This is a genomic window from Pseudomonas sp. ARP3 (assembly GCF_001029595.1).
GTDB classification, from domain to species: Bacteria; Pseudomonadota; Gammaproteobacteria; order Pseudomonadales; family Pseudomonadaceae; genus Aquipseudomonas; species Aquipseudomonas rhodesiae.
Map to the genome: position 1 here is coordinate 81981 of NZ_LEKF01000026.1, position 11408 is coordinate 93388.

Consider the following 11408-nt stretch of genomic DNA (forward strand, 5'->3'; position numbering starts at 1 on the left):
GCCCAGCCGGCCTTTTGCTGTCTGGTAGAATCCGCGCACTTGATAGTTTGAGGTCCAGCATGAACGAGCCGATTCGCCTTACCCAATACAGCCACGGCGCGGGTTGTGGCTGCAAGATTTCACCCCAGGTCCTGGAAGTGATCCTCGCCGGCAGCGGTGCGCAGAACCTCGACCCCAACCTGTGGGTGGGCAATGCTTCGCGGGACGACGCGGCGGTGTACGCCATCGACGACGAGCGCGGTGTGGTCTCCACCACCGACTTTTTCATGCCGATCGTCGACGATCCCTTCGATTTCGGTCGAATTGCCGCCACAAACGCCATCAGTGATATCTACGCCATGGGTGGCGATCCATTGATGGCCATTGCGATCCTGGGCTGGCCGGTGAATGTGCTGGCCCCGGAAGTGGCCCGCGAGGTCATCCGTGGTGGTCGCTCGGTCTGCGATGCGGCCGGTATCCCCCTGGCGGGCGGGCACTCCATCGACGCGCCGGAGCCGATTTTTGGCCTGGCGGTCACCGGCATCGTGCAAAAGCGCCATATGAAGCGCAACGACACCGCTACCGCCGGCTGCAGGCTCTACCTGACCAAGCCCCTGGGCATCGGCATCCTCACCACGGCCGAGAAGAAGGGCAAGTTGCGCGAGGCCGATATCGGCCTGGCTCGCGACTGGATGTGCACCCTCAACAAGCCCGGGAGCCGCTTCGGTAAACTGGCCGGCGTCACCGCCATGACCGATGTCACCGGTTTCGGCCTGTTGGGGCATCTGGTGGAAATGGCGGATGGCAGCGGCCTGACCGCACGCATCGAGTACGCCAATGTCCCACGCCTGCCGGGGATCGAGGACTACCTAGACCAGGGCTGTATGCCCGGCGGCACCCTGCGCAACTTCGACAGCTACGCCAGCAAGCTCGGGCGTTTGCAGGAACTGCACAAGCGCGTGCTGTGCGACCCGCAGACCAGTGGCGGCCTGCTGATCGCGGTCACCCCCGAAGGCGACGCCGATTTCCACGCTGTGGCCGCCGAACTGGGCCTGAACCTGGCGCCTATCGGTGAACTGGTCGAGCGACAGACCCACGCGGTAGAGGTGGTTTGATGGCAACTGACATCACCGACTATCGCAGCATTTTCCTTAACGACCGGCCGATGATGGATACCCGCGCGCCGGTGGAGTTCGTCAAAGGCGCCTTTCCGGGCGTGGTCAACCTGCCGCTGATGACCGATGACGAACGCCAGCGCGTCGGCACCTGCTACAAGGAGCAAGGCCAGCAAGCCGCCATTGTCCTGGGGCATGAACTGGTATCCGGCGCGATCAAGGCCGAGCGCATCGAACGCTGGGCGCAGTTCGCTCAGGCTCATCCTGATGGCTATCTGTACTGCTTTCGTGGCGGGCTGCGCTCGCAGATTGTGCAGCAGTGGCTCAAGACAGAGGCCGGTATCGACTACCCGCGCGTCGGCGGGGGTTACAAAGCCATGCGTACGTTTTTGCTCGAAACCATGGAGCAAGGCACCCAACAGTGTGATTTTGTGTTGCTCGGCGGCATGACCGGCACCGGCAAGACCGAAGTCCTCGGCCACTTGCGCAACGCCCTGGACCTGGAAGGCCACGCCAACCACCGCGGTTCCAGCTTCGGCAAACGGGCCACGGCGCAACCGTCCAACATCGACTTCGAGAATCGCCTGGCTGTGGACCTGCTGAAAAAACGCGCGGCCGGTATCGAGCAGTTCGTGGTGGAGGACGAAAGCCGCATGATAGGCAGTTGCGCGCTGCCGTTGCCGTTGCACAAAGGCATGCAAACGTATCCGATGGTGTGGCTGGAAGACAGCCTGCAAGGGCGCGTCGAACGTATCCTGCGCGACTACGTGGTTGACCTGTGTGCCGAGTTCATTGCCACGTTTGGCGAACAGGGCCAGACGCTGTTCGGCGAGCGGCTGACCCAGAGCCTGGCCAATATCCACAAGCGCCTCGGGGGCGAACGGTTCCAACGCTTGCAGGCGATTCTGCAGGACGCCCTGGCCGAACAGGCGCGCAGCGGCGCCGTGGACCTGCACCGTGGCTGGATCGAAGGCCTGCTGCGCGAGTACTACGACCCGATGTACGCCTTCCAGCGCGAAAGCAAAGGCGCCCGCATCGAATTTGCGGGCGAGCAGGGGGCAGTGGTGGAATATTTGCGCGAGCGCAGTACGCGGCGCGAGTGAGGGGGATACCGGGGCCTATCGCGCCGCGTTGCCTGTGGCAGGGGGCTTGCCCTAATGCCAGTCTGTTAAGGCTCAGTTGACCCAGCCCAGGCGATAGCTATCAAAGGTGGGAGGGGGCTTGCCCCCGATAGCGCCCTCAGCCCCCCCACCGCATGTTTAAAGCACCACCACCGCAATCAACCCGCACACCACGCCCATCAGCATGGTCAGCCCGGCCACCGTTACCAGCACCCGCGCGTCGAAATCCTTGCGCAGCATCAGCAGGGACGGCAGGCTCACGCTCGGCAACGTCATCAGCAAGGCCACGGCCGGGCCGGTGCCCATGCCCAGGGTCATCATGGTTTGTACGATAGGGATCTCGGCCGCCGTAGGAATAACGAACAATGTGCCGACGATCGCCAGCGGCACGAGCCACACCAGGCTGTTGGCCATGGCTCCGTCTACGTGAGGGAACAGCCACACCCGCGCGGCACCGAGGATCAGCACGGCCAGGATGTACACCGGAATGGTGCTCCAGAACAGCTGCCACAGCGTCCGCATCCAGCGGCTGAAAAAGGGTTGAGCTTCGACCTGGCTCACATCGGCCACCGCTTCCAGCGCGGCTTCCGGTACCTGATCGGGGCGTGCGATGCGCTGCGCCACCAACGACACCCCCACCACCAGCACAATGCCCGCCACCAGACGCAGCGCGGTAAACCCCCAGCCCAGCACAAAGCCCATGAACACCAGCGTCGCCGGATTCAGTACCGGGTTGGCGATCCAGAATGCCAGCGCCGCGCCCACCGACACCTGTTGCCGACGCATGCTCGCCGCCACCGGCGCCGCGCAGCAGCTGCACATCATCCCCGGCAAGGCAAACAGCCCGCCGCGTACGGTCGAGCCCAGCCCGGCCCGGCCGAACAGGCGCAGCAGCCAGTCGCGCGGGATCAGCACTTGCAGCAGCGAACCGAGGATTACCGCCAGGACTGCGGCTTTCCAGATCGCCAGGAAATACACCTGGGCATAGGCCAACGCCGCCGCCAGGGGCGAGCTTTGCTGATCATTGAGAATCGAGGCGCCGATGCTGTGGTTGTCGGCGGCCACAAACGCCTTGAAGTAGTAGGGCGACCACTTGACGTAGTAGAGGCCGACACAGGCCACCAGCAGGAACAGCGCCGGTTTCCACCAGAACGACCAGCCCCGGACGGGCTGGGTGGAGAGAAGGTTGGACATGGGGATGATCCGCAGATGAGTCGATAGCCGCGCATCATACGCTGTCAACTGTCGGCGCTCACCTGTGTCGGCTCTGGGCAGTTCTGTTCGCCGTCGTTCAGGCCCTGTTTGTAGTTGCGGCTCAGCAACGAGGCCTTGCCGTTGTGCCAGGTCAGCGTCAATACGTAAAGGGTGTCGTAGTCGCTGCCGGACCAGTCGTCGGTGATGGTGTGCTTCTCGCCCGACGCCTCACTCGCCACCTTGTTGATCAACTCCGGCAGATAGCCATGGGACCAGGCGGTGTAGATGGTGGCGTTGTGGTATTTGTCTTCGACCAACTCATCGGCCAGGTCGCTGGTGTCATTGGCCGAGAAATTGATGTTGACCGGCAGGCCCAGCTTGATGGCGCTGGGGCTGATGGTCATCAGTGGGCGAATGTAGCTGTAGGAATTATCCAGCTCGCCTTCCTCGACATTGCGCGTCGGGTTAGCGGCGAACACAAAATCCGCCGGGCCGAATTTTTCCGGCAACACCGTGGCCAGGTTCATCGCGCGGTTCAGGCCCTGGCAATTGAGTTGGCCCAGGCCGCCGGCGGGTTTTTCGCCGTGGCGCAGGAATACCAAGGTCTGCACGCCGTCCACCGGCTGAGCGCGGCTTTCCGGCGCGTCGAGGAGGGCCGCTGTGGCACCGCCGACCAGCAGCAGCGGTAACGTGATGTAGGAATAGCGTTTGAGTCGTTGCACAAGGCGCAGAGGCTTGATCGTCATTTTTAGGTTCGAGTCTTCATGCGTCGCGTTAAGGCGGACACGCCTGGCCCCAGTGACGCACGTGCGTCCCGAGGTGTTCCTTGTCTATCTAGCCAGGTGCCTCCCTTCACCCTATGAGCGCCTTTAAGAGTGCGGCGGGGCGTATTGGTTCGCCCGGACGGGATAATAGCCAGGCGATGTTGCGCATTGATGACCCATGCACGACAGCGCGGGGATGACTATCATGAGGGCTTTCTGCCTCAGGGACTGTCCCGATGAACGCACTTGCCGCATTCCCGATCAACAGCAAATGGCCCGCACAGCACCCCGAACGCTTGCAACTGTATTCGCTGCCTACGCCCAACGGCGTCAAAGTCTCGATCATGCTCGAAGAACTGGGCCTGCCGTATGAGGCGCACAAGATCAATTTCGAAACTCAGGACCAATTGTCCCCCGAGTTCCTGTCTCTGAACCCCAACAACAAGATCCCCGCGATCATCGATCCCAACGGCCCGGGCGGTCAGCCGCTGGCGTTGTTCGAGTCGGGGGCGATCCTGATTTACCTGGCGGAAAAAACCAGCCAGTTGCTCTCCGAAGACCCGGCCACCCGTTACGAGACAATCCAATGGCTGATGTTCCAGATGGGCGGCATCGGCCCGATGTTCGGCCAGCTGGGGTTCTTCAACAAATTTGCCGGTAAGGACTACGAAGACAAACGTCCCCGCGATCGCTATGCCGCCGAGTCGCGGCGGTTGCTGCAGGTGCTGGAAAAACGCCTGCTGGGCCGCACCTGGCTTATGGGCGATGACTACAGCATCGCCGACATCGCCACCTTCCCTTGGATCCGTAACTTGATCGGCTTTTATGAGTCCGGCGATCTGGTAGGCATTGCCGATTTCCCTAACGTCCTGCGCGCGCTCGACGGTTTTGTCGCACGCCCGGCCGTGATCCGTGGCCTGAATATTCCGAGTTGATCCATGCCGACTTTCGATTTCAAACAACTGGATGTATTCAGCAGCGTATCGCTCAAGGGCAACCCGCTGGCCGTCGTCCTCGGTGCAGACAGCCTCAGCGACCAACAGATGGCCGACTTCGCCAAGTGGACGAACCTCAGTGAAACCACGTTTTTGCTGACTCCGCGCGACCCTCGTGCCGACTACCGAGTAAGGATCTTTACCACGTTGCAGGAGTTGCCGTTCGCCGGCCACCCGACGCTGGGCACTTGCCACGCATGGCTCCAGGCTGGCGGCGTGCCCAAAGGCGAGGAGATTATCCAGGAGTGTGAAATCGGCCTGGTGCGTATCCGTCGCCAAGGCGCCGAGTTGGCGTTTATTGCGCCGCCGTTGTTACGCTCCGGTGCCGTCGACGCGCCGCTGCTTGAGCGTGTACGCCTGGGGTTGGGGCTGCCGCCGGACAGCATCCTGCGCAGTCAGTGGGTCGACAATGGTGCAGGGTGGCTTGCGCTCATGTTGGCTGATCGTGACCAGCTCCTGGCGTTGCAGCCGGACTATTCACAGCTATTGGGGTTAGCCGTCGGCGTGATCGCCCCGTGCAACCCGGTACGCGACGACGTGGACGCGCAGTTTGAGGTGCGTGCTTTTGTCGCAGGCGATGGCGCCCAGGAAGACCCGGCCACCGGCAGCCTGAATGCCGGCGTCGCGCAATGGCTGCTCAGCGAAGGGCTTGCGCCGCCGTGCTACGTGGTCAGTCAGGGCACGGCCATGGGGCGTGCGGGGCGTATTCGCGTTGAACGTCAAGGCGATGAAATCTGGGTCGGTGGCGCAGTCGCCGTGTGCATCGAAGGGCGTCTACAGCTCTAGATCAATACATTATTGCGCCCCTGGCAATACACTGTTGGCCCCTCGGCGTTTGTGCTGCCGGGGCCAAGGGGCATAAGCTTTCGCCCCAAAGATTTCTGCCATTTTTTCAGGAAAGCCATGACCAGCCAGTTCCCCCAAGCCCGTCCACGCCGCCTGCGCCGCTCCCCGGAGCTGCGTGGTCTGTTCCAGGAAACCGAGTTCACCCTCAACGACCTGGTGCTGCCGATTTTTGTCGAGGAAGAAATCGACGACTTCGTGCCGATTACCAGCATGCCGGGCGTGCGACGCATCCCTGAGAAAAAACTGGCCGGCGAGATCGAGCGGTTTGCCCGTGCCGGCATCAAGTCGGTGATGACCTTCGGTGTGTCCCACCATCTGGACGCCAATGGCAGCGACACCTGGAAAGAACGCGGCCTGGTCTCGCGCATGTCCTCGATCATCAAGGACGCCGTGCCGGAGATGGTGGTGATGTCCGACACCTGCTTCTGCGAATACACCGACCACGGCCACTGCGGCGTGATGCACGGCGCCCACGTCGACAACGACGCGACCCTGGTCAACCTCGGCAAACAAGCCGTGGCCGCCGCCCGCGCCGGTGCTGATGTGATTGCACCGTCGGCGGCCATGGACGGCCAGGTCCAGGCCATCCGCCGCGCCCTCGACGACGCCGGCTTCACCCATATCCCGATCATGGCGTACTCCACCAAATTCGCCTCGGCCCTCTACGGACCATTCCGCGAAGCCGGCGGCAGCGCGCTCAAGGGCGACCGCAAAAGCTACCAAATGAACCCCATGAACCGCCGCGAAGCCGTGCGCGAATCCCTGCTCGACGAACAGGAAGGCGCCGACGCGCTGATGGTCAAACCGGCCGGCGCCTACCTCGACATCATCCGCGACATCCGCGAAGCCTCGCGCCTGCCAGTGGCGGCGTATCAGGTGAGCGGTGAATACGCGATGATCAAGTTTGGGGCTCAGGCGGGGGCGATTGATGAGGATCGAGTAGTGCGCGAGACGCTGGGGTCAATCAAGCGTGCGGGGGCGGATTTGATCTTCACGTACTTTGCGATGGATTTGGCGTTGGCGGGGATCTGAAGACAACGCGAGACCGTTGTGGTGAGCAGGCTTGCCCTGCGTTGGGCTGCGTAGCAGCCCATGACTTGCAAATAGAAGACTAATTTATTTGACGGTAAATAATATTCCCATAATTAATAAATCTTTCCATTGAATGCGCTATTTTTTAGGGTTGCCGTTACTTAATGCTGATGCAACATGTTTTAACCATGTTCTGCCATCGTTCCATTCGTTGAGGTAATAGTAGTAGCAACCCATCTCGGAGAATAGAAAGTCTTCAAGTTCTTTCTCGGTTTTCTCAGTGGAAATTAATCTGTCCAGTTCTCGTTGCACTATCGTCTTTGTCTCTTCAGAGGAGTCAGAGATAAAGTAATTAATCACGCCATCTGCGCTTTTGTGATCATCCACCCAATCTTGATTGAAATATCCAGCGAGAAATTGCTGTAACTCAGGGTAGTCTTGGTTCATGGGTTTGGAAAGCCTGTGTGTATGCGGTAGCCATTGGGCATGTTTTTGTCTCTTCGAATGATTAAGTAAATTTCTTTTCCTGGAACTGGTGTTGTAGTTTTCTTTTTAATACTGGTGCCTATTGGTTCTTTGGGCTTTTGGATGATCACCAACTGGTTGTTGCTTCCTTTGAGAAAGTTATTAGTTTTAGTTTTGTTTTCGTTGATTGCACTTGATATAGCGAGCTCTGCTGAGGTCCGGTCGTGAAAGGTAGAGGCCGCAGGGATGTTTGGTTACTGCTTCAAACGGTCAAGCAACTATTTGTTAGTTCTCCCAACGTGCTTTTCCATCAGATGTCCTCCTGCCGCTTCGTGTGCGGCTAAACCTCCTCCTGGCACTATTACGCTATACGGCCCCTCAGGGCAGTTCGTTTTTTTACAGCTCAGCCCCAGCGGATCTATCCACCCCGTAAGCGTGCTCGGGCCTTGAGCCTGTTTTGTGGTGAGCAGGCTTGCCCTGCGTTGGGCTGCGTAGCAGCCCTAAACCAGGCACCTTCCCCCGAGATATCACGTCGCCCTGACAGGGGCGGTTTCACGGCCCGCTGTGAATGAGATTGCTTGTGATGAGCTGCCTTTTAAGTGCTTCGCTATTTTCTCTGGTTAAATATCTTTATTGGTTTTGCTTTTCGGACAGGTAGCTGTCGAATTTGTGAATTATGTGGTTCAGCCACAGCGGTCCAGACGTCCACTCATGGGGGTAGTAATAGTAGCAATATTGCTCGTGCAATAGCTTTTCCAGAAAGTCTGATTCGTTTTGGTAAGAGTTAATTAGATCTATAATCTAATTTTTTACTGACATGATAACTTCCTTGGATGAGTCTAGTAGGAAACTATCAATGACGTCGTCAGCTGTTGCATGTTCCTCTGGCCAGTCTTGGTTAAAATAAGCACCAAAAAATTGTTGAAGTTCGGTTAATTGTTCACTCATTTTTCTATTGGATATCCAGTTAGTAGTAGGTAACCATCGGGCATCTTGGGTTTTTTTATTAGTATTAGCATGAACTTATAGACAGGGACTGAGTCTCTTGTGCCTCTTATAACGCTCAGCCCTACCCGCGTCGGCGCAGCGCAGGGGAGTGGGTTGCGGTCGGTTTAGTGGGGGGAGAGTGTGGTAATGAACGCTCGCCACAGGAGTGGGTTGTGAGAGGGAGTGGTGGTGTTACCACGTTGACTGGTCTTCAAGGCTGGCTTTTTGGAGGTCGTCTTTCCAGACTTCGTTGGCGAGCCTATAAATGTCGGCGAAGAAGCCTCGTGGGTTGGCGATTTCTGTTTCATTCCAGGTCATAGTTATATATTCGTCGTAATCGCTTTCGAATGGTTTCGAGAAGTCAAACTTGGGGTTGTCTAATGCATCACGTAGTGCAGATATCAGTACAAAGCGATGTCTGTATGATAGATGCATAAGATCTTTAAAAATATAAGAGGTTATAATTTTTTCTCTATCTTTTTCATTGTTTGGGTCGTATTTCCATAATTCTTTTCCAACTGTGCTCTCAAGGTCGTATATCGATAAGGCTCCGATTATGTGAGAGATGTTCGGAATGTAAGGCGTGTTCATGAATGGGCATTTCAGCATTGTGAGTTCACTTAGGGAATGCGGTGAATGGTCTGGTTATATTGTTTCTATCGAATCTAATCTCTGCTCTATTCATATTTTCAATGTGCCTCGGGTTGTTTACGTCCTTGCTGTTGGGTTTGTAGCCACGTCCTGCTCCGGGTAGCTCTACCACGACCACAGGGTTACCTATTCCATCGAAACCTGTAGGAGATGGCGCATTCCCCTGCATTCTACCTATCGCCTTATTTATGGCGTGAAGTTGCATTTTCCAAGACTTAAATTGTGAGCTGGAGGCTACAGGCCCTATTTCCCTGGTGGTTGGGTTTGTTCCATCTATAGAACGTTGCTTTAAGGCCCTGCTCTCTGTCGCTTTTCTCGTTCGGGTTGTATTTTTCCAGTTCTTTGCCGCGGCTTTCCTCTTGATCATAAACATCAAATACTCCAATAAGCCACTTGAGGTCCGCATCGAAAGGTGCATTTGTGAATGGGTTTTTCAACATCATTTCTTCTCGCTTGGGAATGCTGTGAATGGTCGGCTATTATCATTCCTGTCAAATTTTACCTTGAACCAATTTAAGTTTTCGTTAAGGTGCGGATTTTGCGTGTTTGTCCTATTAGGTCGATTGATTGCGGTCGGTCTAGAGGGTGAGAGTGTGAAGAGGCGGCGTTACGCCGACGCTCATATCCTAGGAATGAGCCCCGTAAGTTTGCTGGGAACTTGAGCCTGTTGTTGTGGTAAGCAGGCTTGCCCTGCGCTGGGCTGCGTAGCAGCCCTAAACGTGGTTTTAAGCGCTGTCGCCTATGTTTGGAGATAGATAGTGGTGGTGTGAACTCAAGTATCGTTCAGATACTCGTGGGGTAGAGCCGGATTCTTGCTGTGCTCACTTGAACCCAACCTGTTTTTTCAGCTATCGGTTTCTCAAGGTCAATAAGGATGATTGAGTCGTTGATTTTTAATGCTGCACATTCTTCATCCTGATTTTTAATCATCTCAGCCGTTATTTGGGTGACGCCATTTATAGTGGTGATATGTGGTGTTTTCTTGTTCGAAAGCTTGATGTTCTTCCCCCAGGAAAAAACATCATCCAGATCGAATTCCACATCCAGAATTTCATTGTTCTCTGGAGCGGTTCCGCTCCATAGCGCAGTGGCATTTCCAGATGGCGATTGGAATTTCACATATAAAGTGCCTTTCACAGAAAATGCTTCGGTAATATGTATTTTCATTTCACTTCTTCGATAGTGGGACTCTGACAACTGTGTTATTCACGTTCATTGTGTTGCTTTTAAGCTCTAGCGTCCACGTTTCCTCATGATAGTGATGTTTGCTCGGCTTACTGTTCATCTCATGAGCGCCGTAACGAATACTTCTTTTCGCGTCGCTAGAAACTATTCTGTCACTATCAGGGGTGCCCGTTCTTGGATGGATGTTTGAATGTGGCCCAGGCCCTAGAAACTTTTCCCATTTTTGAGTGGTTTCTTCCGGCTTAATAGATTTATTAGCATAAATTTCCTTGTGGTAGCCCATTACAGGCGCATTGTTTGTGCTGATTTGGCTTAGCGGTATTCTTTTGTCGACAGTAGTTTTTACAAAAGAGTTTTCAGCATTGCTGTTCGGCTTGCATTTATCTTCACCAGGGCATGGGCTTAGCCCTAGCGGATCCACCCATCCCGTCGGATTGGGCACATACCGATACCCATTGATCCCACCCGCCAACTTCACCGGGTCCGGCGTCAGGTAGCGACCAGTATCCGGATTGTAGTAGCGATGGCGGTTGTAGTGCAGGCCGCTTTCTTCGTCGAAGTATTGGCCCTGGAAGCGCAGTGGGTTGTCGAGTTTGCCTACGTCGAGGCGGGCGATTTCGCCGTAGGCGCGGTAGTGGGCGGACCAGGCGATATCGCCCTCGGGGGTGGTGAGTTCCTGGGGTGTGCCGAGGTGGTCGAGTTGGTAGTGGTAGGGCTGGGTGTGGTCTGGACCGAAGCCTTCCAGTAGGACTAGCGGCCGGAAGCTGTCGGGTTCGTAGAGGTAGCTGCGGTGGCGGCCCACTTGGTGTTCGGCGATAAGTGTGTCGCCTTGCCAGAAAAATTCGCTGGTGATGCCGTCGACGGTTTTGCTGATACGTCGGCCAAATGGGTCGTAGCGGTAGCTGGCGGTTTGGCCGTTAGGCCGGGTGATTTCGATCAGCCGGTGCTGGCTGTCATAGCGGTATTCGGTGACGAGTTGCTGGCCTTTGCCGCGGCGTTCCTGGGTCAGGTTGCCGAAGGCGTCGTAGGTGTAGTGGCGGTCGCCCTGGATCAGCAGGCGGTTGCCGGCGACGA

The 11408-nt window shown here is 56.7% G+C and carries 14 protein-coding genes and 1 pseudogene; 5 read left to right on the forward strand and 10 right to left on the reverse strand.

The annotated features are described in order from the left end of the window. The first annotated feature begins 59 nt into the window (after nucleotides 1-59). Nucleotides 60-1094, forward strand: a complete 1035-nt coding sequence (gene selD / locus ABX75_RS24045) for a selenide, water dikinase SelD (protein WP_034112891.1) — start codon at nucleotides 60-62, stop codon at nucleotides 1092-1094. Further along, nucleotides 1094-2197, forward strand: a complete 1104-nt coding sequence (gene mnmH, locus ABX75_RS24050) for a tRNA 2-selenouridine(34) synthase MnmH (RefSeq protein WP_047882790.1) — start codon at nucleotides 1094-1096, stop codon at nucleotides 2195-2197. The genes selD and mnmH overlap by 1 nt, the downstream gene beginning before the upstream one ends. A 156-nt stretch (nucleotides 2198-2353) precedes the next feature. On the opposite strand, the gene ABX75_RS24055 is transcribed toward mnmH, so the two are convergent. Further along, nucleotides 2354-3409, reverse strand: coding sequence for a permease (locus tag ABX75_RS24055; protein ID WP_034096865.1), 1056 nt, complete (start codon nucleotides 3407-3409; stop codon nucleotides 2354-2356). Nucleotides 3410-3453: 44 nt separating this feature from the next. Further along, nucleotides 3454-4155: a hypothetical protein gene (locus ABX75_RS24060; protein ID WP_040267882.1), complete on the reverse strand. Its 702-nt coding sequence runs from the start codon at nucleotides 4153-4155 to the stop codon at nucleotides 3454-3456. Nucleotides 4156-4409: 254 nt separating this feature from the next. On the opposite strand from ABX75_RS24060, the gene ABX75_RS24065 reads away from it, so the two are divergent. The 3 genes from ABX75_RS24065 (at nucleotide 4410) to hemB (ending at nucleotide 7046) form a co-directional block, all read left to right on the forward strand. Beyond that, entirely contained in the window at nucleotides 4410-5108 is a 699-nt protein-coding gene (locus ABX75_RS24065) for a glutathione S-transferase N-terminal domain-containing protein (protein ID WP_034096867.1), read from the forward strand. Between the two features lie 3 nt (nucleotides 5109-5111). After that, the gene (locus tag ABX75_RS24070; protein WP_047882791.1) at nucleotides 5112-5954 is read left to right on the forward strand and encodes a PhzF family phenazine biosynthesis protein; all 843 of its coding nucleotides are present in this window, start codon (nucleotides 5112-5114) and stop codon (nucleotides 5952-5954) included. Nucleotides 5955-6071: 117 nt separating this feature from the next. Beyond that, the gene (hemB, locus tag ABX75_RS24075; RefSeq protein WP_034112899.1) at nucleotides 6072-7046 is read left to right on the forward strand and encodes a porphobilinogen synthase; all 975 of its coding nucleotides are present in this window, start codon (nucleotides 6072-6074) and stop codon (nucleotides 7044-7046) included. Nucleotides 7047-7184: 138 nt separating this feature from the next. Here the strand turns inward: hemB and ABX75_RS24080 are convergent, their stop codons facing one another. From ABX75_RS24080 to ABX75_RS28785, 8 genes and pseudogenes are all read right to left on the reverse strand, one after another. Beyond that, the gene (locus ABX75_RS24080; protein ID WP_047882792.1) at nucleotides 7185-7493 is read right to left on the reverse strand and encodes a contact-dependent growth inhibition system immunity protein; all 309 of its coding nucleotides are present in this window, start codon (nucleotides 7491-7493) and stop codon (nucleotides 7185-7187) included. After that, nucleotides 7490-7759 carry an RNase A-like domain-containing protein gene (locus ABX75_RS29800; protein ID WP_256203875.1) on the reverse strand — a complete coding sequence of 90 codons (270 nt, stop codon included), beginning with the start codon at nucleotides 7757-7759 and terminating at the stop codon, nucleotides 7490-7492. The genes ABX75_RS24080 and ABX75_RS29800 overlap by 4 nt, the downstream gene beginning before the upstream one ends. 553 nt (nucleotides 7760-8312) lie before the next feature. Further along, complete coding sequence (locus ABX75_RS29805; RefSeq protein ID WP_236238710.1) at nucleotides 8313-8459, reverse strand: contact-dependent growth inhibition system immunity protein; 147 nt, start codon at nucleotides 8457-8459, stop codon at nucleotides 8313-8315. Next, nucleotides 8456-8608 (reverse strand): annotated as a pseudogene (locus ABX75_RS30115) (hypothetical protein); the annotation flags it as partial. The gene ABX75_RS29805 and the pseudogene ABX75_RS30115, both read right to left, overlap by 4 nt. 82 nt (nucleotides 8609-8690) lie before the next feature. Beyond that, nucleotides 8691-9089 (reverse strand): hypothetical protein, encoded by a 399-nt coding sequence (locus tag ABX75_RS24085; protein WP_309295756.1) that lies wholly within the window; start codon nucleotides 9087-9089, stop codon nucleotides 8691-8693. A gap of 25 nt (nucleotides 9090-9114) precedes the next feature. Further along, on the reverse strand, nucleotides 9115-9522 hold the full coding sequence (locus ABX75_RS29235) for a hypothetical protein (RefSeq protein WP_177329710.1): 408 nt from the start codon (nucleotides 9520-9522) through the stop codon (nucleotides 9115-9117). A 410-nt stretch (nucleotides 9523-9932) separates the two neighbouring features. Continuing rightward, a complete protein-coding gene (locus ABX75_RS24095) occupies nucleotides 9933-10316 on the reverse strand; it encodes a hypothetical protein (protein WP_052202182.1) in 384 nt (127 codons plus the stop codon). 1 nt (nucleotide 10317) lies between these two features. Next, on the reverse strand, nucleotides 10318-11408 hold a 1091-nt coding region (locus ABX75_RS28785; protein WP_144419323.1), incomplete at its 5' end, for an RHS repeat domain-containing protein.

What these genes read in the sequence shown, in the direction of transcription:
- selD (WP_034112891.1), top strand. Translation starts at nt 60, where the DNA reads ATGAACGAGCCGATTCGCCTTACCCAATACAGCCACGGCGCGGGTTGT.
- mnmH (WP_047882790.1), top strand. Translation starts at nt 1,094, where the DNA reads ATGGCAACTGACATCACCGACTATCGCAGCATTTTCCTTAACGACCGG.
- ABX75_RS24055 (WP_034096865.1), bottom strand. Translation starts at nt 3,409, where the DNA reads ATGTCCAACCTTCTCTCCACCCAGCCCGTCCGGGGCTGGTCGTTCTGG.
- ABX75_RS24060 (WP_040267882.1), bottom strand. Translation starts at nt 4,155, where the DNA reads ATGACGATCAAGCCTCTGCGCCTTGTGCAACGACTCAAACGCTATTCC.
- ABX75_RS24065 (WP_034096867.1), top strand. Translation starts at nt 4,410, where the DNA reads ATGAACGCACTTGCCGCATTCCCGATCAACAGCAAATGGCCCGCACAG.
- ABX75_RS24070 (WP_047882791.1), top strand. Translation starts at nt 5,112, where the DNA reads ATGCCGACTTTCGATTTCAAACAACTGGATGTATTCAGCAGCGTATCG.
- hemB (WP_034112899.1), top strand. Translation starts at nt 6,072, where the DNA reads ATGACCAGCCAGTTCCCCCAAGCCCGTCCACGCCGCCTGCGCCGCTCC.
- ABX75_RS24080 (WP_047882792.1), bottom strand. Translation starts at nt 7,493, where the DNA reads ATGAACCAAGACTACCCTGAGTTACAGCAATTTCTCGCTGGATATTTC.
- ABX75_RS29805 (WP_236238710.1), bottom strand. Translation starts at nt 8,459, where the DNA reads ATGAGTGAACAATTAACCGAACTTCAACAATTTTTTGGTGCTTATTTT.
- ABX75_RS24085 (WP_309295756.1), bottom strand. Translation starts at nt 9,089, where the DNA reads ATGAACACGCCTTACATTCCGAACATCTCTCACATAATCGGAGCCTTA.
- ABX75_RS29235 (WP_177329710.1), bottom strand. Translation starts at nt 9,522, where the DNA reads ATGTTTATGATCAAGAGGAAAGCCGCGGCAAAGAACTGGAAAAATACA.
- ABX75_RS24095 (WP_052202182.1), bottom strand. Translation starts at nt 10,316, where the DNA reads ATGAAAATACATATTACCGAAGCATTTTCTGTGAAAGGCACTTTATAT.